Genomic DNA, 24,745 nt, shown 5'->3' on the forward strand with positions numbered 1-24,745 from the left:
TTAGACTTAAGTTAAATCTGTTGATTTCATTGAATTGACCTAAATGAAGGATCTGGACAGCTATTTAAACTGTCCATAAAGCCCAAAAGTATTACTCACTTTATAGTCTACAATTCTATGCCCATGCGCATAATGATGCTGTTGATAGACCTGATCAATTTTATTTAATTGCGCTGCGGTTGCTTCTGCACCTGCCAGCATAGTCGCTTCGCGCCCTTTTACATCAAAAATATGGGCTTTTTCACGTAAATCGGGTTGAATGACCACATCTGCCAGTTTCAATTCTTCATTGGCCAAATGCTTTTGCATAATATTAATATTTTGGTTAAACAATCCCCACACATTACTGGTTTCAGTATGAATAGGCTGCGCCAAAATATTCACGGCAATCACAATATCTGCCCCTAAATCGCGTGCAACCTTGACAGGTACAGGGCTCACTAAACCACCATCGACATATTCATGTTCTGCAATTTTAGTAGGTACAAACATACTTGGGATAGACACTGACGCACGCACCGCTTGACCCGTATTGCCATAATTAAATACAACTTTTTTGCCTTCTTTTAATTCAGTCGCCACCACGTACATCGGGATTTTAAATTGCTCCAAACGGAGTTGATCGACTTGTGCATTGACATAATTTTCAACTTTTTTACCATCAAAAAAGCCTTTTAAATCTAAAGTCACATCCCGCACATCATTGGCTTTCATATTCATGGCAATTTCACGTAATTGCTGTGCATTTTTACCACTGGCATAAATTGAACCGACAATGCTGCCTGCGCTGCTGCCCACAATAAAATCAGGATGAATACCGTACTGCTCAAGTACTTCAATCACCCCAATATGTGCATAACCACGTGCGCCACCACTGCCCAAAACCAAGGCGACAACTGGACGTTTTTTTTGTTGTTTTAACTGACGAAAATCAATTTGATTCAGGCGCGACTCTGCTTCAACCACGGGCTGCGACTCACGCAAAGTTTGAGTCGAAAATTGCTGCTGCGATGGCACCACCTGACATCCCACCATCAGTAATGCTGTAAGAGATACATACCCAATTTTCATAATGACCTTCTTGAATCCATAGGTTTCAGTCGATATTTCACCATCAATCGTGTCAAGGTTGATCAGCCTACTTGATACAGCAACCCTCTTAACGTCAACAGTTATGCTCTCTGTTTTTACCTTGCATGAGCGCCCATAGTCTATCTATTATTTTAACCGATCCTTGTAGTAATTCGTTAAACTGTCACGTCTAGCGACTACAGTGGCGCACAAGTCGAATCTGTCTAAAATTATATGCCAACACCTTCTTATTCCTTATTATTCTGGATTTTTCTGCAATTAGGCTGTCTGTCTTTTGGTGGGCCTGCAGCGCATTTGGTGTTTTTCCATCAGCGTTTTGTGCAACAACTCAAATGGCTAGATGAATCCCAGTATTCACAAATTGTCGCACTTGCACAACTCTTACCTGGCCCAACTAGTAGTCAGGTGGGGTTAGCGATTGGTTATTTGCAAAAAGGCTATTGGGGTGCAGTCCTAGCTTGGTTGGGTTTCACCCTACCTTCAGCGTTGTTTATGGCTTTGGTTGCAGTTTTGGGACATCAATATTTAGATGTCCTGTCTTCAAATAGCTTTCACAGTATTCAACTGATCGTATTGGCCGTGGTGGCTTGGGCATTTTGGCAAATGTTGCGTAGTTTTTGTAAAACGGTTTGGCAATATGCCTTAATGTTTGCTTCTGCCCTATTTATTTATCTGATGCCCTTGAGCTTCAATCAAGTTTTAGTGATTCTGATTGCAGCTTGTTTTGGCATTTGGATGGCGAAACGCGCAGCACCAACTGCTGCACAATCATCCACCAATACAACGGCGACAGATACGCATTTTACTGCGGCACATTTACTCAAACATCGTCGTTATGCTGTATTTTGGGCAGTACTTTTTGTTGCACCCTTTATTGTGCTGTCAGGTCTAAACTGGCTGCAACCTCAATTACTCTATGCAGCCAATTTAAGTTTCTATCAAGCCGCATCTTTGGTCTTTGGCGGTGGGCATGTCATTTTGCCTTTATTGCATCAAGATTTTGTTAGCACAGGCTTAGTCAGTGCAGAACAGTTCGATTTGGGTTATGCCATGGCGCAATTGGTGCCTGGCCCACTGTTCAGCTTTGCAACATATTTGGGCAGTTTGATTCCAATGACAGAATCTATGCTGCTGAATGCGACTTTAGCCACGTTGGCGATTTTTCTGCCGTCTTTCTTTTTGGTATTTGCGACCTTGCCTTATTGGTCTTGGTTAATGCAGCAAGCCTATATCCGTCATGCGGTAACAGGTATTAATGCAGCTGTAGTCGGTTTGCTGCTGTATATGGTGCTCGAAATGGCACAGCGTCATATTTTGAGTATTGCTGATCTGCTGTTTATTGTTTTGGTGATTGGATTATTAAAATCCAAACTACCTGTTTGGCTCAGTTTAATTGGTAGTTTCCTGGTCTATACAGCATTCTTGCATTTCATGGCTTAAAATAAAAATGCTATCGATCAAATAAAAATGCCAGTTCAATTGAACTAGCATTTTTTGTGGATGACTGAATCAAGCCTGAATGCTTTGGAGCTTAGCCACCAAAGAATTTTAGAATAGATTGAATCACCGCAACGTTAATTAAATCGACAAAGAATGCACCACACAGCGGCACAATCAAGAACGCTTTATAAGATGGACCATACATATTGGTAATGGCCTGCATATTGGCGACTGCTGTTGGCGTCGCCCCCATGCCAAAACCACAGTGTCCTGCTGCCAGCACGGCTGCATCGTAGTTTTTCCCCATAATACGGAAGGTCACAAAAGCTGCATATAACGCCATTGTGAGCGTTTGCGCCCCTAAAATCACCATCAACGGCCCTGCCAAATCGGCCAATTGCCATAATTTGAGTGACAATAACGCCATCGCCAAATATAACGATAAAGATGCATTCCCAAACACATCAATCGCACGGTCAAAAATATTGACTTTAAAAACACTTTCCAAGACATTGCGCAGAATCACACCGCCCGCCAATGCCCAAACGAAAGTTGGCAATTCAAACATGCTGCCTTTGGCAACGCCTGTCATAAATTCGGCAAATGCCAAACACGCTGCAAATAAACCCAAAGTAGTAATTGCATTATCTGCTGTGATTAAACGCACCTGATGCGGATATTCAAATGGAATAAACTCATTGGAATCTTGATCCGCAGGCGTATTATCGCGTTTTTCAATTTGTTCGTCGGTACGTGGTACAGCCAATTGATGACGATTGATTAAAGTTTTAGCCAGTGGACCACCAATTAAACCACCAATAATTAAACCAAAGGTCGCACTTGCCATGCCCAGTGCCAAAGCACCTTGAATACCATATTGGGTTTCTAAAATTTCACCCCACGCACCTGCTGTACCATGACCGCCAGTTAAAGTAATCGATCCTGCAATTAAACCAATTAGTGGATCAATACCTAACAATGTTGCAAGACTAATGCCGACAATGTTTTGCAACACAATAAATGTGGAAATTGCAATCAAGAAAATAATTAAACCGATTCCGCCCTGACGCAATTTTGTGAAGTTCGCGCTTAAACCAATAGAGGCGAAGAAAATAAGCATAAAGCTAGTTTGCAATGCGCTACTGGTGGTAATGCTATAACCCCAAAATTGATTCACCAACAATGAAACAATAGCGGCAACCAAACCACCTGCAACAGGTTCAGGAATATTATAGCGTTTTAAAAAATCAATTTTATTGACTAAAAGTCGCCCTAAGAGCAGGACGATGACCGCAGCAATCAGCGTATAAAACGCATTAAAAGTAAATTCCATGGCAATATCCATATAGTGATTGCAGGTTATTTTTAATATGATCAAGAACTGTCTATGCAAACCAAAGCATTTGCATCACTATGACTCTAAATCAACTAAAAAATGCCGCAATACAAAGTATGTAAACAGTATCGTATTTGACCGAAGTTTAAGAGGTATGCATTTCGCTCAACCAACCCATCCTTTGGTTTCACTCAAGCGTTATGATCTGCGTTTGCCTAGAACAAAAGAAAAGAAAGACAAAAGACAGCAATTTCACTTTCGGGGTGACTTCGAGTGCAAACAACTGAATCGGCTTAACACTGAGAGGTAATCTCATATAAGCTCCAAAATATCTGAGGTGGAAAATACCTTACGTTAAAGATAATCAACCACTTGATAAAAAACAGCAAGATTAAAGGTCGATCATTATGCATTTTTTTTGACAAAAAGCTGCTATTTTCTGCGTTTTTTCTATAATTTTTAATGATTGTTTTCAGCTATAAGAGAAAGTTACAACATTCCTTTAAACTGGATAAAATTTAAGTTATTGAATTAATGCTATAAATTTTATACATAAAAAAACAGAGCTTAAAATTAAGCTCTGTTTTGGATTTTGCTCAAAAGTAGCGACTTAGAAGCTATAGCGCGCCATAAAGCCTACACGGTCATCACTGAATTTTTGACCTTTGAAAGTTTCACGCTCACCGTTGATATATTCAATACCTAAATCGACTGGTTTTACAGGTGAATAGATAAAGTTAATCCACGCTTGTTGTACTTTCTCGTTAGCATCAACATTTAAACGTGCATAGTCTGTACCATCATCCGCAAATAAAGCACCGTACGCTAAAGTTGAACGTAGTTGAGGTGAGAACTGATAGGTTGCACCCACTTGCACACCAAATGCTTCATTCTGCTCAATATCACCATTATCTGCATTTACGTAAAATGCAGAGTTACTACCATATAAATAGTTACTGTTGCCCTTAACATAAGAGACATCCGCAGATACTTTTAAAGGTTCTGCAACTTGATAATTTGTACCTACAGCTGCGCCCCAACCAGTCTTATCATCACCAGATTCGGCTTTATAATGTTCAACCAATGCACGTGCAGAAGCTGAACCTTTGCCCTCTGCATAAGCTTGAGTCACTTTTGCAGTCAATACTGGTGCACGGTAAGTTACATCTGAACTAGAAACAACGTCTTCATCTTTAGTTTTGTCATATTTAAGGGTCTGAGCAGAGCTATTCCCCTCTTCAGCAGAAACAAATAATTGTGTTGCAGGGGCTAATTTGTAGTTGTAACGAACTTGCGGTACACGTGTTGTACCACCACCAATATTCGTTGCAAAGTCAATCATTTCTGGTGCATGATTTGACAAGAAGTTCGATGTAGTTTGACCGAATAACCAGTTGTTTAAAGTTAAATAAGCATGACGGATACGTAAGTTGTCAGAAGCGCCTGCAAAGTCAACCTCAACTTTACCACCTACTTTATTATCACCAACAGGTGTATTAAAGTCTAAACCTAAGCGGGTGACTTTTGCTGTAGCACGTAATTTGTCACTTGCTTCTTCTTTACTTGTATGTACTGAGTTAAAGTCATTATCCGCACCTTTAATAACATAGTTTGCATCACCACGTACAAAACCATAAATAGAAACATCTGCACCAGATTTAGACTTTAAACTGCTTAATGCACTTGCAGGTGCAGCAGGCTTCGCCTGTTGTACTTGGGCAATTTGAGTTTGCTGCTGTTGTTGTACTTGCTGTTGTTGCTGAATTAACGATTTTAACGCTTCAACTTCTTGACGAAGTTCTTGAATTTGTTGTTGCTCAGTTTTTGCTGCGTGTGCAGTACTTACCATTAAAGTTGTAACGGCAATAGCTAAACCTTTGATCATAAATTGACCGTTGAGTAATTGACTCATTTATCTCTCCAAAATAAAACAACGCTGCATCCGTGCATGATGATTTTGTTCGTCATCTATCGATTTCACATCGAATTATAAAAATGGCTTAAAAATCAAAACACTTTTGCCAAATAGTCCAAGACACCCAAATATTTAAAATATTACAATTTGTGTCATTTATTACAGGCTTCAATCTATCAAGTTATGACGTTTATTAAAATCAGTTTTCCCGAATAAGAAATCATAATTAATCATAATTACAGATTTAAACAATTAAACCATATAAAATTCAATACTTTAAATAGGTTGATTATTCAAGTATTTACACCACCATTAGACTATTGTATATATTTCGGTTCTGCCTAAAAGCCAGATTTTTACGAAAAAATCACCATTTGAAAAAGTATTGACCTCAACTCAGTCTGGTTGCGGTTGTAAAATATGAAAAACGGCGAACATTCCAGACCCAATAAATAGCAGCATTAATACAGCCATATTCAGCAAAGCACTGCCTGTTAAAAAATTGAGTAACACCCCACCAATCAAGCCACAAAAGAATTGCACACTACCCATGACCGCACTGGCTGTTCCTGCACGTGCGCCTTGTTTTGCCATTGCCAGTGCCATGGCATTCGGGCCTGTAAAACCAATCCCAGACACGGCAAGAAATAAACCGACCATCACCAATGCCAAAGGTGCATACCCCAAACTACCTGCAAGCAGTAGAATGACCGCACCACTCAGTTGAATCATGCTGCCCAATTTTAAGCGTTGTAACACACCCAATTTGCCACTGATTTTTTTATTCAGGGTCGAAAACAGCATAATACCAATCGCATTGGCACCAAACACATAAGCAAAAGCTGTTTCACTCAAGCCATATTGATCCATCATGACTGCACTTGAACCGCTGATATAACAAAACAATGCCCCACCTGTCAGGCAGCCTGCTAACATTGGAAAACGAAAATCACGATCTTTTAAAATTGCGAAATATAAGGTCAGGACTTGCTGAAAATTCAAATTTAAACGGCGTTCTTTGGCCAAAGTTTCTTTAAAAAAGAAGTGCACACATAAACAGCAAATAATTCCAACACAGGTCAGCACCACAAAAATAGCTTGCCAATTCATCCATCTAAGTACCCATGCCCCCAGCGTAGGCGCGATAATGGGCGCAATGGTCATCACAATCATCATGCTCGAAAAAGCTTGAGCGGATGTTTGCAAATCTAAGCGATCACGAATAGCTGCTCGTGCAATTACCACACCTACACAGCCACCCAAAGCCTGCAAAATACGTGCAGCAATCAGTCCCCATTCATTTTGTGCAAACACGCACAACATACTGGCGAGTGAAAACAGTGCTAAGCCAAAATATAAAGGCGGCTTACGCCCAATCCGATCACTCAGCGGCCCATAAATCAGTTGCCCCAAAGCCAAACCTAAAAAGTAGGCAGGCAAACTGTTTGCGACCATTTGGGTCGATACGCCAAACTCGCTTGCCATAACGGGCAAGGCAGGCAAATACATATCAATCGATAAAGGCCCAAGCGAAGTCAATAACGCCAACAATAAAATCCACGCAGTCGAATATTGCCGCATGTTGGGTTGTTGCGCAGATGGTGGCGTACTGCTTGAACTTGGCAGCGTTTTCGATATGCTCATATTTTATGATGAAATGACAGATGTACAGACAAGCTTACACACTCCATAGTATGATTTGTTGTGATCAAAGATGAATTTTCACATATTAGGTACTCCAAACATCTCATCTACAGTTACAATGTACGCAAACCTTCATCTTGCAGCATAAATCTCTGTTTAGACAGAAAAGTTTACTTAAAGGAATGATGTTGAAACCTTGGCTGATAAAGCTCAAACAAGCGACCTATAACACCACATTTATGTATAACATCCGCATGCTCATTGCATTTGCGGGAACTGCTTTTGTTCCCTATTTTATGGGGATGCAGCTTGCCACTATTCCTTTAACTTTAGGTGTGCTTGCCGCAGGTTTGAGTGATATTGATGACCGTTTTTCGGTGCGTATTGTCAATCAGCTCTATACTTATATTGGTTTCTTTGTTACCGCCACATCAATTCAGTTTTTATTTCCGCATCCTATTTTATTTGCTACAGGCTTAATCCTGTCGTGTATTGTCTTAATTTTGCTCGGTTCGCTCGGACGACGTTATGCCACCATTTCTTATGGCTGTTTGGTAGTATCGGTCTATTCCATGCTTGGCGTCAACCTATTTGATGACTGGTACATGCAGCCGCTGCTTTTGGTTTCGGGCGCAATTTGGTACGGCTTAATTTCGACCATCAGCTTTTTACTGTTCCCTGTTCGTGCCTTACAAGACAAACTTTCACTCAGTTATTCTTCTTTGGGTGATTTTTTATTTGCCAAATCAAATCTATTTGATGTGGATATGACTGCACCGAGTTATCAACAAAGTATCATTGATTTATCACTTGAAAATGGCAAATTAATTGCGATTTTTAACGACTTAAAAACCGCTTTACTGACCCGTTTAAAAGGTGACCGCGGGCAAAAAGATACCCGACGTAGCTTACAGTATTACTTTGTCGCACAAGACATTCACGAACGTGCCGACTCTGCACATATTGATTATCAAAAACTGGCGAAAATATTTCAGCACAGCGATATTTTATTTCGCTTCCAACGCATTTTGTCGATTCAGGGCAAAGCCTGTAAAGATTTAAGCGAAAGCATTTTGCACCGTAAACCTTATGTGCATAACAAGCGTTTTAAACATGCTTTTGAAAATCTTAAACAGTCTTTAGAAAAACTGCGCAGTGAACAGCAATATGACCAAGTCTGGATTAATGCATTGTTTGCCCTATACCAAAACCTGAAATCTATTGATGCTCAATTGCGTAACCTTGAAACCGAACGCAATATTAAACTGGATAAATCAAAACATATTGAACAACAACTGAAAGATGACGACTTAAAAAGTTGGGATGATATTGTCATTCGGATCAAGCAGCATTTAACCCCAGAATCGGTCTTGTTCCGCCACGCCATTCGTTTGTCGATTGTGCTGTTGATTGGCTATATTTTTGTGCAAGTCACCAATATTCAATATGGCTACTGGATTTTACTGACCGCCCTGTTTGTGATGCAGCCCAACTTTAACACCACCAAACGACGTTTACGTTTGCGTATTATTGGGACGTTGGCAGGGATTGTAGTCGGCTACACCATTTTATATTTTGTACCATCTGTAGAAGGACAATTACTGGTTTTAGTGATTAGTGGCATGTTGTTCTTTGAATTGCGCAGTAAACAATATGCACAAGCCACTGCCTTTATGACCATTTTGGCGCTGATGAACTTTAACCTAGAGGGTTTAGGCTATGCTGCAGCCGTACCACGTATGGTCGATACCTTAATTGGTTGTGCGCTAGCATGGTTTGGCGTGAGTTTTATCTTCCCCGATTGGAAATTCCGCCGTCTATCACGCACGATTCGCCGCTCACTCACCGCGCAATGTGGCTATTTGGCAGAAGTGATTGAACAATATAAAAATGGACGCAACAACGGTTTGAATTATCGTGTCGTGCGCCGTGCTGCTCATAATACCGATGCAGAAGTTGCTTCACTGATTTCAACACTCGCCACCGAACCTGATTTTGACCCCAATCAAAAAGCTCAAGCCTTTGAGTTCTTGTGTCTAAATCACACCTTTATTAGCTATATTGCTGCACTTGGTGCACATCGTGACAAAATTGACGATCAGGAAGTCTTGCAACTGCTCGATCAAGCAATGGACGATATTCAAGGTGCTTTACTGAAAGATGAAACGCCAGATTTAAGCGCACAAAACATGCTGCAAACCATTCGTCAGCGTTTAAGCCAAAACAAAGAAGAAGATCAAAAATCATTGATTATTTTGCAGCAATTATCTTTGATGATGAGTATCTTGCAGCAATTAAGTCGCTTAAAACAAAGTTTAAGCCACGAACATGATCAAGATGCAACTGAACTGGCGTCTTTATAAACAATCCTGCAAACGGTCAGTGCCTACTTATTCGCCCTAAGCTGCACAAGTATTCACCGACCTTAGCATGATTTTGCGACAATATACTCACTGCATGACAGCAATTAATGCTAAACTTTTTATAGTTTTAAATTTGTTAGTTTCACTATGACCGCGAAAAGTTTATACGCCTATACCCTACAGCCTGTGATCTACGAAGTTTCTGAAGAAGAACAACGTCACGCACAACTGGTAATTTGGCGCAGTACCAATAAAATTGGCATGAAAGCATGGATTATTATGGGTGTGATTGTTGCCCTTTCCATTTTAGGCATTCTGCTATTAAAAAATTATTCGACAATTTTCTGCTGGGTTGCCATTGTCTGTGTGGTGCTCTACCTGCTCGTGCGTAAATACGGCTTGGAATGGTACGTTAAGCGAAAAATGAATGAATTTCCTGTTCAAGAAATTAAAGGGATTCGTTTAGGCGTACAGCCGCACGGTATCGTGATGCGTCAGCAAATGGGCGCTCAAGAAGGCGTGGGTGCAATTGGCTGGAAAGATGTGTATGAATGGTACAATACCCCTGAGTTTATCTTGATGAACTTCAAAGTAAAAGGTCAGCAAGGTGCTTATATTCTGCCTAAGCGTATGGACAGCAAGAACTTTTCGTTCAACACCATTCGCAAGCATTTGACTGAAGCTGCAGGCGAAGCCAAGCAAATCTAAATATCCCTATTTAAAAATAAACCTCTATCCCCTGTGATGGAGGTTTTTTTTGCTTAAAATTAAAACAATGAACGATAATGAGAATAAATAGCATTTGCATTAACTTCATCTCTGCATTATTCTGCATCACAATTCATACTCAACAACCAACGCTTATGCTGAAGAAAGCCTTTTTCCAAATTCACTGGTTCCTTGGTATTACTGCAGGACTGATCTTGTCACTCATGGGCGTGACAGGTGCGATTTATTCCTACGAACAAGAAATTCTAAAATGGATGAATCCGAACAGTTATCAGGTACAAGTTGAGCAGAAAGCCAAACTCAGCCCTGCAGAAATTTATCAACATTTTCAGCGTACCCAACCTGACTATAAAATTAATAGCATCACCGTTGCAAAAGACCCAGCTGCATCTTCAACCATCAATATTGCGAAAGAAGGTGCAAAACGTGGACAAAATATCCTGATTAATCCTTACTCGGCAGCAGTGTTGCCTGAAATTCGGGGACGTGAATTTTTCCAGTTTATTCAGCAATTACACCGCAACTTAACCGTAGGGCCTATTGGTAAACAAATTACAGCCGCATGTACCCTCATGTTGTTGTTCTTTGTGTTAAGTGGCATTTACCTACGCTGGCCGAAACGCCATTCATTTAAACAATGGTTTGCGATTAAACCACAACTCAAAGGTCGTAATTTTATTTGGGACTTACATGCCGTAGTGGGCACGTGGGTCGTGATTTTCTATCTAGTTTTGGCATGCACAGGACTGTATTGGTCGTATGAGTGGTGGCGCAATGGCATGTTTAAAGTCATGGGTGTGGAAAGACCACAAGCGCAATTGCAAGCAGATGGACGCAACAAACCTGTAAATTCAAATGCTCAAGCACTTCATCAGGCTGCGCAAACACAAACTGCAGGACGCCGCGCAAACACTACAAAACCAGCCAAGCAGAATACGCTGGATCAGGCACAAATCAATCTGGCATTGACGAAGGCATGGCAACATTTCCCGCAGCAATTGGGGCAGGATTATTCCAGTATCACTTTTAATGTGCCTAAACACGCCAATAGTGAAATTGAAATTAACTTTGTCGATGTCATTCCACAACATGAACGTGCCCGCAATAACGCAACTTTTGATTATCAACAAGCACGTATTACTCAACTTGAATTATATGCAGACAAACGGCTTAATGAAAAAATCATGAGCAGTATGCTGCCTGTGCATCGCGGTAGTTTCTTTGGGCCTGTTTATCAATTTTTAGCCATGCTTTCTGCATTGATGATGCCGCTGTTTTTCGTCACAGGTTGGATGCTGTATTTAAAACGTCGTAAACAAAAGCGTTTGACTCTTGCTGCACGTCAAAACCAGACTCAATTTCAGATCGACCCAAATGCTGCACACTGGCTCATTGTCTATGCCAGCCAAACAGGTACTGCCGAACAATTGGCATGGCGCACCGCTACTAGTCTGCAAGAAGCACATCAGCCTGTCACAGTCAAAGCCCTGCAACATCTCAGCCTTGAAGATCTTAAAAACACCACCCAACTGTTATGTATTGCTAGCACTTATGGCACAGGTGATGCACCCGATTTGACCTCAAGTTTTGTGAAAAAAATCCTACCGCAAACCTGTGACCTGAGTCATTTGCGTTATGCAGTACTGGCTTTAGGTTCACGTGAATATGCAGATCATTACTGCCGTTTTGGACATACGATTGCTGCATGGCTGCAACGTAATCAAGCACATGCCTTGTTCAATACCATTGAAGTAAATAATGCCAATCCTGCAGACATACAGCGTTGGAATCAGGCTTTGGTACAGGTCACACAACTTGACTTACCAAGTATGCATATCGAAAAAACTTTTGATACATGGACCTTACAGCAACGTGACTTGCTAAATCCCAACAGTTTAGGCGCACCCGCCTTCAATATTGAACTGTTAGCACAACATGATGTGCATTGGTCTGCAGGTGATATTGCAGAAATTCAGCCTGAAAACAGCACTGCACGGATTCACGCCTTTTTAAAACAGCATCAACTCGATGCCAATACAATTCTTGCTGATGGTCAGCAAACCTTAGTACAGGCTTTGGCAGATAAAGACCTCACCGCGCCAATTCAGACATTTAAAACTGCGGATGAATTATTGGCACAACTTTCACCCTTGCCTAGTCGTGAATATTCAATTGCCAGTATTCCTTCACAACAGGTTTTAAGACTTGTGGTGCGTCAAAAATTCGATGCTCAAGGCGAGCTTGGCTTAGGTTCAGGTTGGTTAACTGCACATGCTGCACTTGGGCAAAATATCGCATTACGCATTCGCAATAATCCATCTTTCCATTTAATTGATGATGACCGCCCAATTATTTGTATTGGCAACGGTACAGGGCTTGCAGGATTAATGAGCTTATTGCATGCACGTACCCGCCTGAATTACACCCAAAACTGGTTGTTTTTTGGTGAACGTCAGCAAGCGCACGATTACTTTTATCAGCACACCATCGAGGCTTGGCAAAGCACAGGTATGCTACAACGCCTTGATTTGGCCTTTTCCCGTGATCAAGCCGAAAAAGTCTATGTACACCATAAGTTACGCGAACAGGCTGAAGAATTAAAACGCTGGATTGAACAAAATGCCGTGATTTATGTCTGCGGTAGCATTCAAGGCATGGCCAGTGATGTCGACCAAGCCTTAAAAGATATTTTGGGTGAGACTCAACTGGAACAATTACGTCAGCAAGGACGTTATCGCCGAGATGTGTATTAGGATTTGTTGACACTTTTTAAATGGCTTGCGCTGTAGCTCTATAGCTAAAACTTGGCAATTCACCCAAGTTTTATCCATAGCCTCAGCCGAAACATAATTCAGTTGAGGCAAAATTTTTCAGCAGCTTCGGCTATACTGTTTGTACAGCATCACAGTACAATAAAATTATGCAAGGCATGCAAGCAAGTCACGTACAAACACAATTTAGTCTATTTAAAAGAATATTGAGTAGCCTAATTGGATTAATTTTAGTATTGGATGGTGCCTATCTCATCAGCTTAAAGAAAATTCATTTCGGCACCGTTTTACCTGTTTTAATAGGCATGATGCTGCTGTGTTATGCCATTTTCTATACTTGGATTCAAAGCTACTTAAAACAACATACACGCTTAGATTGGCTGTGGAAATTCGGTTGGGGCGTATTTTGGCTGTGGTGCATCAGCCTGCTGATCTTTTTTACTTATATTCATTTCAGTACACAGCAGCAAAATACTGTAACCAACAATGCTAAAGTGGTGATTGTACTCGGCAGTGGCATTGAAAATGGACAACCATCGCCCACGCTCGCCAAACGACTGGATACTGCAGCCGCGTATGCCTTGGAGCATCCTCAAAGTTATTTCATTGTTAGTGGTGGCCCTGCATTTGCGGAACAACTCACTGAAGCACAGGTGATGTCTAATTATTTGCAACAACGTTATGCAATTGCAGCATCACACATTATCTTGGAAACCCAAAGCACCAGTACGGCACTTAATTTGAAAAACAGTCAGCCCTTGCTGCATACATTAGGCACAGATAAAACCCAACCGATTATAATTGTCACCAGCGACTTTCACACACCACGTGCAGCAGCCATTGCCAAACGACAAGGATACACACAGTTCAGCATGCTCAGTGCAACGACACCACTCTATACCCGCTATAACGCATGGTTACGCGAGTATTTTGCTTATATCAGTGGTTGGCTGCTGAATGAGTATTAAAAATAAAATCTAGCAAGCAGATCGCTTAATTCAAACGTATCGAGCGTGGTAAAGGAATTTGCATATCTTTAAAAAATTCAGGTTTTTGCATATACACCTGATACAAATAATTTTTTAGATCAAGCAATAACTTTTCAGGGGCAACCAATACATTCTGCCCTTCTGGGCTTAGATTCATCGAAATATTGATGGCTTCCTGACGTAAAAATGGAATCACTTTTTCAATAAAATCTTTCAGTGAAATTTCTTCGACTTGATAATTGGCCCAATTGTCTTTAATTAACAGTTTTGCCAGACTTTTATTTTGCCACATTGCAAAAGCACGTTGCCCTGTAGGCGTGGCACAGAGCGCCCAGCCATCTTCATACAATGCAAAAACATGCCCCTGAGACACAATGGTTTCAATAAATTGCTTGTAAATATCTTGTGCATTATAAGTTTGCGTTGCTTGCTTAGATGCAGCTTTACGTTGATAAGGATTTCGCATAAGTCACGGATATTAGTATTATTATTAAATAAAAATTCTAGGCGAATTTAGTGCAATACGCAAGTAATATAAGATAAATGAGGATGAAAGGATATGGTGGGCGCTGACGGGATCGAACCGCCGACATTCTGCTTGTAAGGCAGACGCTCTACCAACTGAGCTAAGCGCCCTGAATATTAAAAAATAACATCGTTATTTTTTATGATGCAAGACAAGCGAAGCACGTCGTCTTGAACTTTGAAATACATTTTTCACATCAGGGAATGAAAAATGGCGCAGCGGACGGGGCTCGAACCCGCGACCCCCGGCGTGACAGGCCGGTATTCTAACCAACTGAACTACCGCTGCAACGGTAATTGCGTTAAGCAATTAAGGTCTTTTTTGTATATATGACAAGCATAGATACTAAAATATGGTGGGCGCTGACGGGATCGAACCGCCGACATTCTGCTTGTAAGGCAGACGCTCTACCAACTGAGCTAAGCGCCCTGATAAGATCAAAACAATATTTTGTTCTGATTTTGCAAAACTGTCAAACTTTGCATTATTTCAGTTTAAGTCTATCAGGCAACCTAAACTTTTCTTTTGAATGGCGCAGCGGACGGGGCTCGAACCCGCGACCCCCGGCGTGACAGGCCGGTATTCTAACCAACTGAACTACCGCTGCATCGCAAAAGAATCTGGTGGGCGCTGACGGGATCGAACCGCCGACATTCTGCTTGTAAGGCAGACGCTCTACCAACTGAGCTAAGCGCCCTCAAAAGCAATTTATGTAAATGGCGCAGCGGACGGGGCTCGAACCCGCGACCCCCGGCGTGACAGGCCGGTATTCTAACCAACTGAACTACCGCTGCACTTACACAAAGTCACTATTGTGGTACAAACAATGGTTAAAGAATCTTAAGTGGCGCAGCGGACGGGGCTCGAACCCGCGACCCCCGGCGTGACAGGCCGGTATTCTAACCAACTGAACTACCGCTGCACGTAAGAATCTATAACGTAAAGGCTTGGTGGGCGCTGACGGGATCGAACCGCCGACATTCTGCTTGTAAGGCAGACGCTCTACCAACTGAGCTAAGCGCCCTTAACGTCTTTATCGTTTGTGAGGTGCATTATAGAGAATCTTTACCGCCTGTCAAACGCTTTTCGGCTTGTTTTCAGTTTTTTGTGACTGAGTGATTAAAAAATAGGTGATCCGCTATAAAAACAAACAAATTCTGCAAGTTATTTTAGTTTTCAAGCAAAATTAATGTGCTTTTCAACTTGTTAGCTCTGCAATCTATCTGCTCAATATGTTGGTTTTTTATGTTGTGATAGATACAACTTTATTCAATTGACTCGCACCATCAACCAAGCAAACCTAAGCTATTTAAATCTAGCTTGTGTTCAGAAATATAAACCAAGGCTTTTTCTGGAATCAGTTCATACAATTCTAAAATATCGTGGTTACGCATCCGAATACAGCCATGCGATGCAGGAATTCCCATCGGCTCTGTATCTGGTGTGCCATGTATATAAATATAACGCTGAAAAGTATCGCAGCCGATGCCTTGATTAAAACCTTCTTGCAAACCACTGAGCCATAAAATGCGGCTTAAAATCCAGTCTCGTTCAGGAAATTGTTCAGCTAAATCTAAATTGTAAATTTCCCCTGTCGGTTGACGTGCAATGAACACTGCATTTTCAGGTTCATTTTCACCAAACTTTAAAGCGACTTCATGCCAGCCACGTGGTGTTTTACCACTATTTTCAGTTTCACCAATGCCATTCACACCACTCGAGATGACGTAGAGTTTCTGATGCTTCGGCAAATATAAAGTTTGCTCGGCTAAATCAATCAAAATATCTGCTTGTGTGTATAAAAAAGACATTGCGCTACCCTATTCTTCTTCTTGCGTGGGCGGCTGTGGCTCAGGACGTAACCACAACCAAATACACACCACCAACATGGTGGTATTGGTAAAAATTTTGACCGCAACGGGCGCAGTTGTAAACAGCATGATCACGGCACTAATACTCATCATGATCGTTGCAAACCATTTGGCTTTACGCGGTACAGTACCATTGGCACGCCAATCTCTGAGTGTACTGCCATATTTAGGATGATTCAGTAACCAGTTGTCCATTTGCGGCCAACCGCGTGACGATGCCCAAGCTGCTAAAATCAAGAAAACAGTAGTAGGCATACCCGGCAACAATGCACCAATAAAGCCGAGGATGACAAAGATCACCACTAAACTTCGCCATAACAAGCTTTGCATACCACTGTCCTAAACTACGAATTGCGGTAGTATAAAGCGTTTTTTAATTTTCCGTTGTAATTCTGCATTTTTCAGCATGGATTCATAATGATTGAGTTGTATCAACCCGAACTTCTGCCCGAAGTATGGCTGACCTACAAAACCCCACTCATCCGTCAGTTGGCTTTTAGTGTGGCAAGTCCGAATATTTTATGTGCTGTGCCTGAGCAATTGCCCATTCAACATGCTTTTGAATTCCATTCAGATACTTTTTGGCAGCAGCATTATCACGCTTATCAATCACGTTTAGCCTATTTAGATTCACATCCCGAAGCGGTGTACGATTTTTTAAATCAACTGAAAAGTACCCGTTTAGGCTTACGCTTTGAAATGTTGATGTGGTTTTGGCTGCGTGATCGTGACTATCATCCCTTCGAATTATTGGGGCACAGTATTCAAATTATTGATGGTGCTAAAACTGTGGGTGAACTGGATTTTTTACTGCACAACCATGACACGCAGCAGGTTGAACACTGGGAAGTCGCATTAAAATACTACTTAGCCGAAGCGGATTGCTCTTTGGCACACTGGTATGGTTTAAACCGCTCCGATACTTTAGCGCGTAAACTGAATCATTTTAGTCAAAAGCAATTTCAATTTAAGCAAGCCTTGGATGTGCCGATTCAACGCCGTTTTGCTGTACTCAAAGGACAATTGTATTTCGCCATACATCACTTGGCACAATCATCTACAACACTTGTGCCATACTGGGTTAATCGCGCTCGTCGTTTAGGTCTTTGGGGGAGTGATATTCCTGCACAAACAGAACAGTTTTATCGCCTGCAACGTCATGAATGGATTTGTCAAAATGCTCAAGCCAGTAGCCATCCTAATCAATGGTGGGGAGATGGCTTGTATTATCGGGCGGCACATTCACAATTTTATATGTATCGTGCTGCACCGCTGATTAGCTATCCACCATTAACACGCTGAATACCAGTTTCAACATTTTATTACGTAAGCACCATAAAAGTTGCCTATTTATTATTCTGTTTATTTCCTAAGCTAAAAAATACATCAAAATAATCTATCTAGAACATATTGGAGATGATCATGAAAAAAATTCTAGCGACTTCACTACTATTAGCCTTTGTTTTAACGGGTTGTAATACAATTAAAGGCGTGGGCGAAGACGTATCTTCTGCAGGTCATGCGGTGAGTAATACTGCTGAAAAAACCCAACAAGAAATTCGCAAATAATTCTGAGTATTTCAGGAATATCTTCACAAAAACCACAAAAAACCTTGTTCTCGGACAAGGTTTTTTCACGCTAAAATTTCACTTTTGTTGCATTATTCCCCTATTATTAGCACTTACTCTTGATAAACGTCTGAAACTCTCATGACCTCTTCTGCTACTCTGGATTTAAGCCTTCAGCTTTTACGCCAACCGTCTGTCACTCCTGTCGATCACAACTGTCAAAACCTCATGGCAGAACGCTTAGAAAAAATTGGATTTAAGATTGAATCTATGCGTTTTGACGATGTAGATAACCTCTGGGCGCGTAAAGGTACGGAAGCACCAGTCTTTTGCTTTGCAGGTCATACCGATGTTGTACCGACAGGCAATTTAGACGCATGGAATACCGATCCATTTGTACCTGAAATTCGTGATGGCAAACTTTATGGTCGTGGCAGTGCCGACATGAAAACAGCATTGGCAGCCATGGTCGTTGCCTCTGAACGCTTTGTCGCCAAACATCCTGACCACAAAGGCTCAATTGCCTTTTTAATCACCTCAGATGAAGAAGGCCCCTCTATTAACGGCACCGTAAAAGTTGTAGAAACGTTGGAAGCACGTCATGAAAAAATGACTTGGTGTTTGGTGGGTGAACCTTCAAGTACCCATAAATTAGGCGATATTATTAAAAATGGGCGTCGCGGTTCGCTTAATGGTGTCTTAACGGTAAAGGGTAAACAAGGTCATGTGGCTTATCCACACTTGGCAATTAACCCGATTCATACCGCGTCTAAAGCGATTTCGGAACTTTGTGAAACGGTGTGGGATCATGGCAATGAATACTTCCCTGCCACCTCATTTCAAATTTCAAATATTCAAGCAGGAACAGGCGCGACCAATGTTGTCCCTGGCAATATGACGGTGACCTTTAACTTCCGTTATTCGACTGAAGTGACTGCAGATGAACTAAAAGCTCGCGTCTTGGAAATTTTAGATCGCCATCAAGTGGATTATGAAATCGAGTGGACGCTTTCAGGTTTGCCATTTTTAACCCCTGTAGGTGAATTGGTTAATGCTGCACGTCAAGCCATTCGCAATGTCACAGGTGTTGAAACAGAATTATCGACCAGTGGCGGTACATCTGATGGTCGCTTTATTGCGCCAACAGGTGCGCAAGTGTTGGAATTAGGCGTACTCAATGCCACCATTCACCAAATTAACGAGCATGTTGATGTGGCTGATTTAGAGCCATTGGCAGAAATTTATGAACAGATTTTGGAAGGATTACTAACTTAAATCCAATAAGATTAGTTGCATGAAGCAGAAAAGGAACTCTATTTGAGTTCCTTTTCTATTTTACAACGGAGAAAATTGCGTTTAAGCCGTCAAGTTTTCTTGAATGTATTGTAAATTTGGTACATGAAAGACCTGCTCACCCATACGGACATATTGGAATACCGCAGGATCAGTCGTGGTTTGTTGGTCATCATCTACCACTTCAGAAATACGCAAGCGCAGTGTTTTAGGCATTTCATTGCACATCAAAGCAAAACGCTGCTCCATTTCATCACCTTCAATGACCAGTGCCACGCCCATTTTTTTCTCTGGGTCATTGACTGCATAAACAGGCAATTGCGATTCGTGCCATTCCACAGTTTTAACTTGAGTGGCGTTATCCAGCGCTGACAACACAATATTTTGAGGTATCAGCATCGGTTGTTTACCATGACATTCAACAATATAAGCATCAATAAAACCGGTAGATACGGTAATTAAATGTTGCAGCTCTTGCTGACTGATTTGCCCGAGTAAATTTGGACTATTCGTCTGACTCATCGTTTACCCCTGACTGACTGCTAATAATTGTTCAATATTGGCAAGCAATTCTGCCTCTTGGAACGGTTTCCCCATGTAATGCGTCACACCTAAGCTAAACGCTCGTTCGCGGTGTTTTTCACCTGTACGTGACGTAATCATGATGATCGGCAGATTGCTATGCATGTCGTGGTGGCGCACAAGGTTAGTCACCTCAAAACCATCCATACGTGGCATTTCAATATCCAGTAACATCAAGTCAGGTTTGACGTTTTCAAGCTGCTCCATGGCATCGACACCATCTTTAGCAGTCACGATATCATAACCTTGACGCTCAAGCAGACGTGAAGTTACTTTACGTACGGTGACTGAGTCATCCACGATCATAATTAAGCGGCGCGTATCACGACGTTGGCTATCACGTTGATCGCTGGCTTGTTTGGTACGTTGCGTTGCAAGAATTTGACGGGCAATGTTCTGACCATCCAAAATCAAACAAACTTGACCATCACCCAAAATAGTTGCGCCTGCAATTGCACCAATGCTTGAGAACTGTTGTCCAATTGGTTTCACAACAATTTGACCACGCGAACCAATCAACTGATCGACTAGTAAAGCAATGGTTTGACCTGTGCTGCCTTTAATTAACAGAACAGGTAGTGAATGACCCACATGGCTTAAACGCGGTAATGGCTGATTGCCAACGAACTCAGATAAGTAACGTAACTTGTAGTTCTGGTTGTCAATTTGGAAGAAATCTTCATTGCTGTTGAAGTAAGATTCCAAAGTGGTTGGTGCAATACGTACAATACGGTCAATTTGCGCCAACGGTACAGCAAATTGTTGATCACCAACTTTAACCATTAAGGCATCGGATACCGCAACCGTCGTTGGTACACGAATACTAAAGGTTGTGCCTTGACCTAATGTTGAATCTACAGAAACGTGACCGCCGAGCGCCTTAATCTCACTTTGCACCACGTCTAAACCAACGCCACGACCTGAAATTTGTGTAACCGATTGTGCTGTTGTAAAGCCTGGGTGGAAAATGTATTGCAGAATTTCGTTTTTATCTAAATTCTGATCGGCTTTGATTAAACCTAAGCTCAATGCTTTTTCTTTAATCTTGGCATCATCAATACCCTTACCATCATCCACAAAAGTCACCACAACATCTGTGCCTTGACGGGTAATGTTCAGTTCAATTTTACCAACTTCAGGTTTATTGGCTGCAGCACGTTGTGCAGGGTCTTCAATCCCATGGTCGACCGCGTTGCGCAGCATGTGTTCAAACGGTGTCACCAAACGCTCTAGAATGGTACGGTCTAATTCACCTTCAGTGTTATAAACCACCAGTTCTGTCGGACGGTTTAAGGTCGATGAAGTCTGACGCACAATACGTTGTAAACGTGGCAATAAACGTGAGAATGGTACAAGGCGTGTACGCATCAAGCTTTCTTGAATTTCAGCCTGAATACGTGATTGTTGTAATAACAAACCTTCGGCATCACGAATTTTTTCAGCCAAGGTGCTCTTAAAGTCCACCAAGTCCGATGCAGATTCCGCCAGAGATTTAGACAACTGATTCAACGATGAATATTGGTCCATCTCTAATGGGTCAAAGTCTGCATAACGTGAGTTTTCAGAACCATGCTTGGCAATAATTTGCGATTCCAGCTCGCCTTCCATTCGGCGTAACTGATCGGCAAGACGTTTAATCGCCAATTCCATCTCATTCAACGTACCGCCTAGTTGCCCAAGCTCCATTTCAATACGTGAACGGTTAATCGAGTTCTCGCCTGACAAGTCAATCATCTTCTCGACTAAATCGGCAGAGATACGAATCATCTCATTGCTATTATCCAGCTGTGTGGTTTCGCCCCACTCACCCGACATTGCAGGTGGCTCTGTACCATCACCCTGAACAAACTCATAACTACGGCTTGGCGATAACAAGTCGGTATGCGTTAAACGCTCGGGCAATTGCGCAGATACATCTACAAACTGCATCGCCGACAAGCTAGATTTTAAGCTGTCATAATTGCTGTAATCTGCTTTGAAGATTGCATCACGCAACCACGCCAACGTGGTTTGCAATAAAGCATCATAAACATTTGAGTTAAATTGATGCACAGCAAACTGTTCAAAGGCACTTTCAAGTTGATAGGCGATTTGCGCAACAGACTCAATTTCAGCCATACGTGCACCGCCTTTTAAGCTGTGCGCCGCACGTTGTAATTGAAGCAAGATACTTCGGTCACTACGCTGTTCAAACCATTGTTTCAAGCGCTGATCTGCAGCATCCAAAATTTCTTCCGCTTCTTCTCTGAAAGTCTCAACCACAATTGAATGTAATTGCTCATCTTCAGATTCAGCACTTGCTTCAAGACTTACAGTTTCTGTGATCGGCTCAAATGCCGCAGCAGCAGCGTCTTCAAAATGTGCATCATCAGCAATAACTGCGTCATCTTCAGCTAAATCTGCAGTTGTATCTTGCAACGCTTCTACCGCCAACTCAGGCTGTGCATCAACCTCTTCTACTGCCTCAATAGTCTGTTCAGGCTGCGCTGCGGTTGTCGCACTTGCAACTGACACATCTGCATCGCCTTGTGCCAAGCTAACAATGTTGCCTAAAATTGCAATCGACTCTGGCGCAGCATAGTCCACACGCTCATCACGAATGGTCTGAATACGGTCTGCAATATCATCTTGCACCAAACGAATAATTTGAATTAACGCAGGTGAAACAACAATTTGGTTGTTAATGATACGCTCGTAAATCGACTCAAGGTTGTGTGCAATTAAACCAATATGCGTCGCAGAAATCATATTTGCACCACCTTTTAAAGTGTGCAAATAACGCATTAAGTTGTTTAAAGCCGAAGTATCGCTGGCGTCTTTTGACCAAGTATTGACATCTTCATCCATACCCACCAAAAGCTCTTCTGCTTCTTCCAAGAAGATATCCAGCAAGTCAGGATCGAAGTCTTTGTTGGCATCATCGGCATGCATGTTTTGTTGATCTGATGCAATACGTTGTGACAATTGCGCCAAATTCACTGTGCCCGAATTTTCGCTAGCAACTGCAGCAGGCACCGCTTCAGGTTCTGCAACAACTGTTGTTTCTACAGCATTGTCGCTCACTGATGTTTCAGCATCTTCAAGTGCAATTGCATCAATGTCTTGCTGCACAAATGCAGTTAAGTCATTTAAGGTTTTCTGAATGTCTTCTGTAACCGTAACACGCTGTCCCGCAGCCAAGGTATCGAATAAATGAATAAACTCTTGGTGTGCCTGTGCAAATAACTCATAACCATATTCAGAGTTAAGCAGAATTGGTTTGGCTAAAACACTGTCGTAAGCAGCTTTAAGTTCTTCAGTAAATTGATGAATACCCACAGACGCACGGTTATCGGTATGCTCTACCAACAATTGCGCTTGTGCGCTGAGTTCTTCTAAATAGCTTGGGAATTGCGCTTGCGCCAATTTATCAAATTCAAATTCGGCATCAAGTAAACGATCAATATTCAGTTCGATTAGCTTCGATACTAAACCTTGAGGATTAGAGTCTTCTGTATCGCTGGTGCTAAAGCCGTAGCTATCCCATGCTTTATTAAAAGTTGCATAGATTACATCTAAACCATCACAGTGACCTTGACGAAGTACATGCAGATAATCCCGGACAAATTCTGCATATTGCACCAACAGCGCAGTTTCTTTTGATGTAGATTCAATTTCATCTTGTACAAACGCTTTAAACAAGTTTTCAACTTTAGAACTGGCTTGAAAAACTTGATCAATTTGCGCCATAGACGAACTGCCGCGCAGTGTATGTAATGCACGGATTAAGCCATTATAGTCTTGTGAGTAAATCTGATCTTGTGCCAAGAACTGATCAATGGTCGCTAAATGCTCTTCAGCTTCTTCTACAAAAATAGCCAGAGTTTCAGCCAATAGACTCGCATCAGCAGCCTCTTCTTGTGCAACTTCTGTCTGCGGCATTTCTTCAGCAGTCATTACATCTTCAGATGATTCAACTGCTGCGACAGCTGCTGTTTCAACTGCAGCATCCGTCAATTCTAGTCCTGTCGGCATATCAGTGGCAGTCAGTTGATCTGCTAAAACCAGCAACTCTTCCAATGCAGGTTCAGGACTTTGGTTTTGCTGTAATTGTTGTCCTAAAAGCACCAATGGGCGTAAATCAAGATCAATTAAACCGACTTGCTTAAAAATTGGATAAAGCTTGTATTGATAAATATTTAAAACAGTTTTTGCGTATTTTTGAATATCAGTATTGAGTGTTACCGCACCCGAAAGCACACGGTTTAAAGTATCTTCAACCGTCCATGCCAACTCGCCCGCAGACTTCGCACCCACCATGCGACCCGAGCCTTTTAAAGTGTGAAAGTGACGACGAATAGTTACTAAAGTTTCTTGATCTGTTGGGTTCGCAAACCAAGTTGTAAATAATGGATTTAATTCTTCGAAGATTTCTTCAATTTCTTCGACAAAAATTTCAAGAATTTCCGCATCTTGCTCAAGATAACTATCTTCAGGAAGCGTCATTGTTTCGACTAAATTTTTTAATATTTCTTTCATAGCTAAGGCTTCTTACGTTTTCAGCACCAAAAGGCACTTCAACTTAATTGTAACCATCCTGAATGCCCCTAACCCAAAAGTTAAGTTCATCTTTGCGATGCTTTATC

The 24,745-nt window shown here is 41.7% G+C and carries 17 protein-coding genes and 8 tRNA genes; 8 read left to right on the plus strand and 17 right to left on the minus strand.

The features are described 5' to 3' along the window. Positions 1-60: 60 nt before the first annotated feature. A complete protein-coding gene (locus tag FTT71_RS03455) occupies positions 61-1,035 on the minus strand; it encodes a patatin-like phospholipase family protein (RefSeq protein ID WP_162164697.1) in 975 nt (324 codons plus the stop codon). A gap of 270 nt (positions 1,036-1,305) precedes the next feature. On the opposite strand from FTT71_RS03455, the gene chrA reads away from it, so the two are divergent. Beyond that, the gene (gene chrA / locus FTT71_RS03460; RefSeq protein ID WP_180160704.1) at positions 1,306-2,532 is read left to right on the plus strand and encodes a chromate efflux transporter; all 1,227 of its coding nucleotides are present in this window, start codon (positions 1,306-1,308) and stop codon (positions 2,530-2,532) included. A gap of 91 nt (positions 2,533-2,623) precedes the next feature. On the opposite strand, the gene gltS is transcribed toward chrA, so the two are convergent. The 3 genes from gltS to FTT71_RS03475 all read right to left on the minus strand — a co-directional run bounded on the left by gltS (position 2,624) and on the right by FTT71_RS03475 (position 7,364). Further along, a complete protein-coding gene (gltS, locus tag FTT71_RS03465) occupies positions 2,624-3,865 on the minus strand; it encodes a sodium/glutamate symporter (protein ID WP_180060497.1) in 1,242 nt (413 codons plus the stop codon). A 613-nt stretch (positions 3,866-4,478) separates the two neighbouring features. Continuing rightward, on the minus strand, positions 4,479-5,780 hold the full coding sequence (locus FTT71_RS03470; protein ID WP_179989698.1) for a DcaP family trimeric outer membrane transporter: 1,302 nt from the start codon (positions 5,778-5,780) through the stop codon (positions 4,479-4,481). A 399-nt stretch (positions 5,781-6,179) separates the two neighbouring features. After that, on the minus strand, positions 6,180-7,364 hold the full coding sequence (locus tag FTT71_RS03475) for a multidrug effflux MFS transporter (protein WP_180064487.1): 1,185 nt from the start codon (positions 7,362-7,364) through the stop codon (positions 6,180-6,182). A 251-nt stretch (positions 7,365-7,615) separates the two neighbouring features. Between FTT71_RS03475 and yccS the strand changes: the two genes are divergently transcribed. From yccS to FTT71_RS03495, 4 genes are all read left to right on the plus strand, one after another. Continuing rightward, positions 7,616-9,790 carry a YccS family putative transporter gene (yccS, locus tag FTT71_RS03480; protein ID WP_180005964.1) on the plus strand — a complete coding sequence of 725 codons (2,175 nt, stop codon included), beginning with the start codon at positions 7,616-7,618 and terminating at the stop codon, positions 9,788-9,790. Between the two features lie 147 nt (positions 9,791-9,937). Beyond that, entirely contained in the window at positions 9,938-10,498 is a 561-nt protein-coding gene (locus FTT71_RS03485) for a YcxB family protein (RefSeq protein WP_004977388.1), read from the plus strand. Between the two features lie 155 nt (positions 10,499-10,653). After that, positions 10,654-13,272 (plus strand): sulfite reductase flavoprotein subunit alpha, encoded by a 2,619-nt coding sequence (locus FTT71_RS03490; RefSeq protein WP_180159113.1) that lies wholly within the window; start codon positions 10,654-10,656, stop codon positions 13,270-13,272. Between the two features lie 167 nt (positions 13,273-13,439). Next, positions 13,440-14,258, plus strand: coding sequence for a YdcF family protein (locus FTT71_RS03495; RefSeq protein WP_131261500.1), 819 nt, complete (start codon positions 13,440-13,442; stop codon positions 14,256-14,258). Between the two features lie 25 nt (positions 14,259-14,283). Here FTT71_RS03495 and FTT71_RS03500 read toward each other — a convergent pair whose 3' ends face one another. The 11 genes from FTT71_RS03500 to FTT71_RS03550 all read right to left on the minus strand — a co-directional run bounded on the left by FTT71_RS03500 (position 14,284) and on the right by FTT71_RS03550 (position 17,006). Then, complete coding sequence (locus FTT71_RS03500) at positions 14,284-14,745, minus strand: DUF2750 domain-containing protein (RefSeq protein WP_180061166.1); 462 nt, start codon at positions 14,743-14,745, stop codon at positions 14,284-14,286. Between the two features lie 94 nt (positions 14,746-14,839). Beyond that, positions 14,840-14,915, minus strand: a tRNA-Val gene (locus tag FTT71_RS03505). 101 nt (positions 14,916-15,016) lie between these two features. Further along, positions 15,017-15,093, minus strand: a tRNA-Asp gene (locus FTT71_RS03510). A 65-nt stretch (positions 15,094-15,158) separates the two neighbouring features. Next, positions 15,159-15,234, minus strand: a tRNA-Val gene (locus FTT71_RS03515). 101 nt (positions 15,235-15,335) lie between these two features. Continuing rightward, positions 15,336-15,412 (minus strand) — tRNA-Asp (locus tag FTT71_RS03520). A 14-nt stretch (positions 15,413-15,426) separates the two neighbouring features. Then, positions 15,427-15,502: transfer RNA gene (locus FTT71_RS03525), tRNA-Val, on the minus strand. Positions 15,503-15,522: 20 nt separating this feature from the next. Next, positions 15,523-15,599, minus strand: a tRNA-Asp gene (locus FTT71_RS03530). Positions 15,600-15,650: 51 nt separating this feature from the next. Continuing rightward, positions 15,651-15,727: transfer RNA gene (locus FTT71_RS03535), tRNA-Asp, on the minus strand. 26 nt (positions 15,728-15,753) lie between these two features. Further along, positions 15,754-15,829, minus strand: a tRNA-Val gene (locus tag FTT71_RS03540). Between the two features lie 262 nt (positions 15,830-16,091). Then, on the minus strand, positions 16,092-16,616 hold the full coding sequence (elsL, locus tag FTT71_RS03545) for a cell wall-recycling L,D-carboxypeptidase ElsL (RefSeq protein WP_004968267.1): 525 nt from the start codon (positions 16,614-16,616) through the stop codon (positions 16,092-16,094). 9 nt (positions 16,617-16,625) lie between these two features. Next, entirely contained in the window at positions 16,626-17,006 is a 381-nt protein-coding gene (locus FTT71_RS03550) for a YbaN family protein (RefSeq protein WP_104852333.1), read from the minus strand. Positions 17,007-17,093: 87 nt separating this feature from the next. Here FTT71_RS03550 and FTT71_RS03555 point away from each other — a divergent pair, with 87 nt between their 5' ends. The 3 genes from FTT71_RS03555 (at position 17,094) to dapE (ending at position 19,520) form a co-directional block, all read left to right on the plus strand. After that, entirely contained in the window at positions 17,094-17,978 is an 885-nt protein-coding gene (locus tag FTT71_RS03555) for a DUF1853 family protein (RefSeq protein ID WP_180160705.1), read from the plus strand. Between the two features lie 120 nt (positions 17,979-18,098). After that, positions 18,099-18,245, plus strand: a complete 147-nt coding sequence (locus FTT71_RS03560; protein WP_096901466.1) for an entericidin A/B family lipoprotein — start codon at positions 18,099-18,101, stop codon at positions 18,243-18,245. A 141-nt stretch (positions 18,246-18,386) separates the two neighbouring features. Then, a complete protein-coding gene (gene dapE, locus FTT71_RS03565) occupies positions 18,387-19,520 on the plus strand; it encodes a succinyl-diaminopimelate desuccinylase (RefSeq protein ID WP_179988577.1) in 1,134 nt (377 codons plus the stop codon). An 81-nt stretch (positions 19,521-19,601) separates the two neighbouring features. On the opposite strand, the gene FTT71_RS03570 is transcribed toward dapE, so the two are convergent. Both FTT71_RS03570 and FTT71_RS03575 read right to left on the minus strand, forming a co-directional pair. After that, positions 19,602-20,060 (minus strand): hypothetical protein, encoded by a 459-nt coding sequence (locus FTT71_RS03570; protein ID WP_167846162.1) that lies wholly within the window; start codon positions 20,058-20,060, stop codon positions 19,602-19,604. A gap of 3 nt (positions 20,061-20,063) precedes the next feature. After that, on the minus strand, positions 20,064-24,638 hold the full coding sequence (locus FTT71_RS03575; protein ID WP_180044340.1) for an Hpt domain-containing protein: 4,575 nt from the start codon (positions 24,636-24,638) through the stop codon (positions 20,064-20,066). Positions 24,639-24,745 lie beyond the last annotated feature (107 nt).

The sequence above is a fragment of the Acinetobacter sp. YH01004 genome, assembly GCF_013420455.1.
GTDB lineage: Bacteria > Pseudomonadota > Gammaproteobacteria > Pseudomonadales > Moraxellaceae > Acinetobacter > Acinetobacter towneri.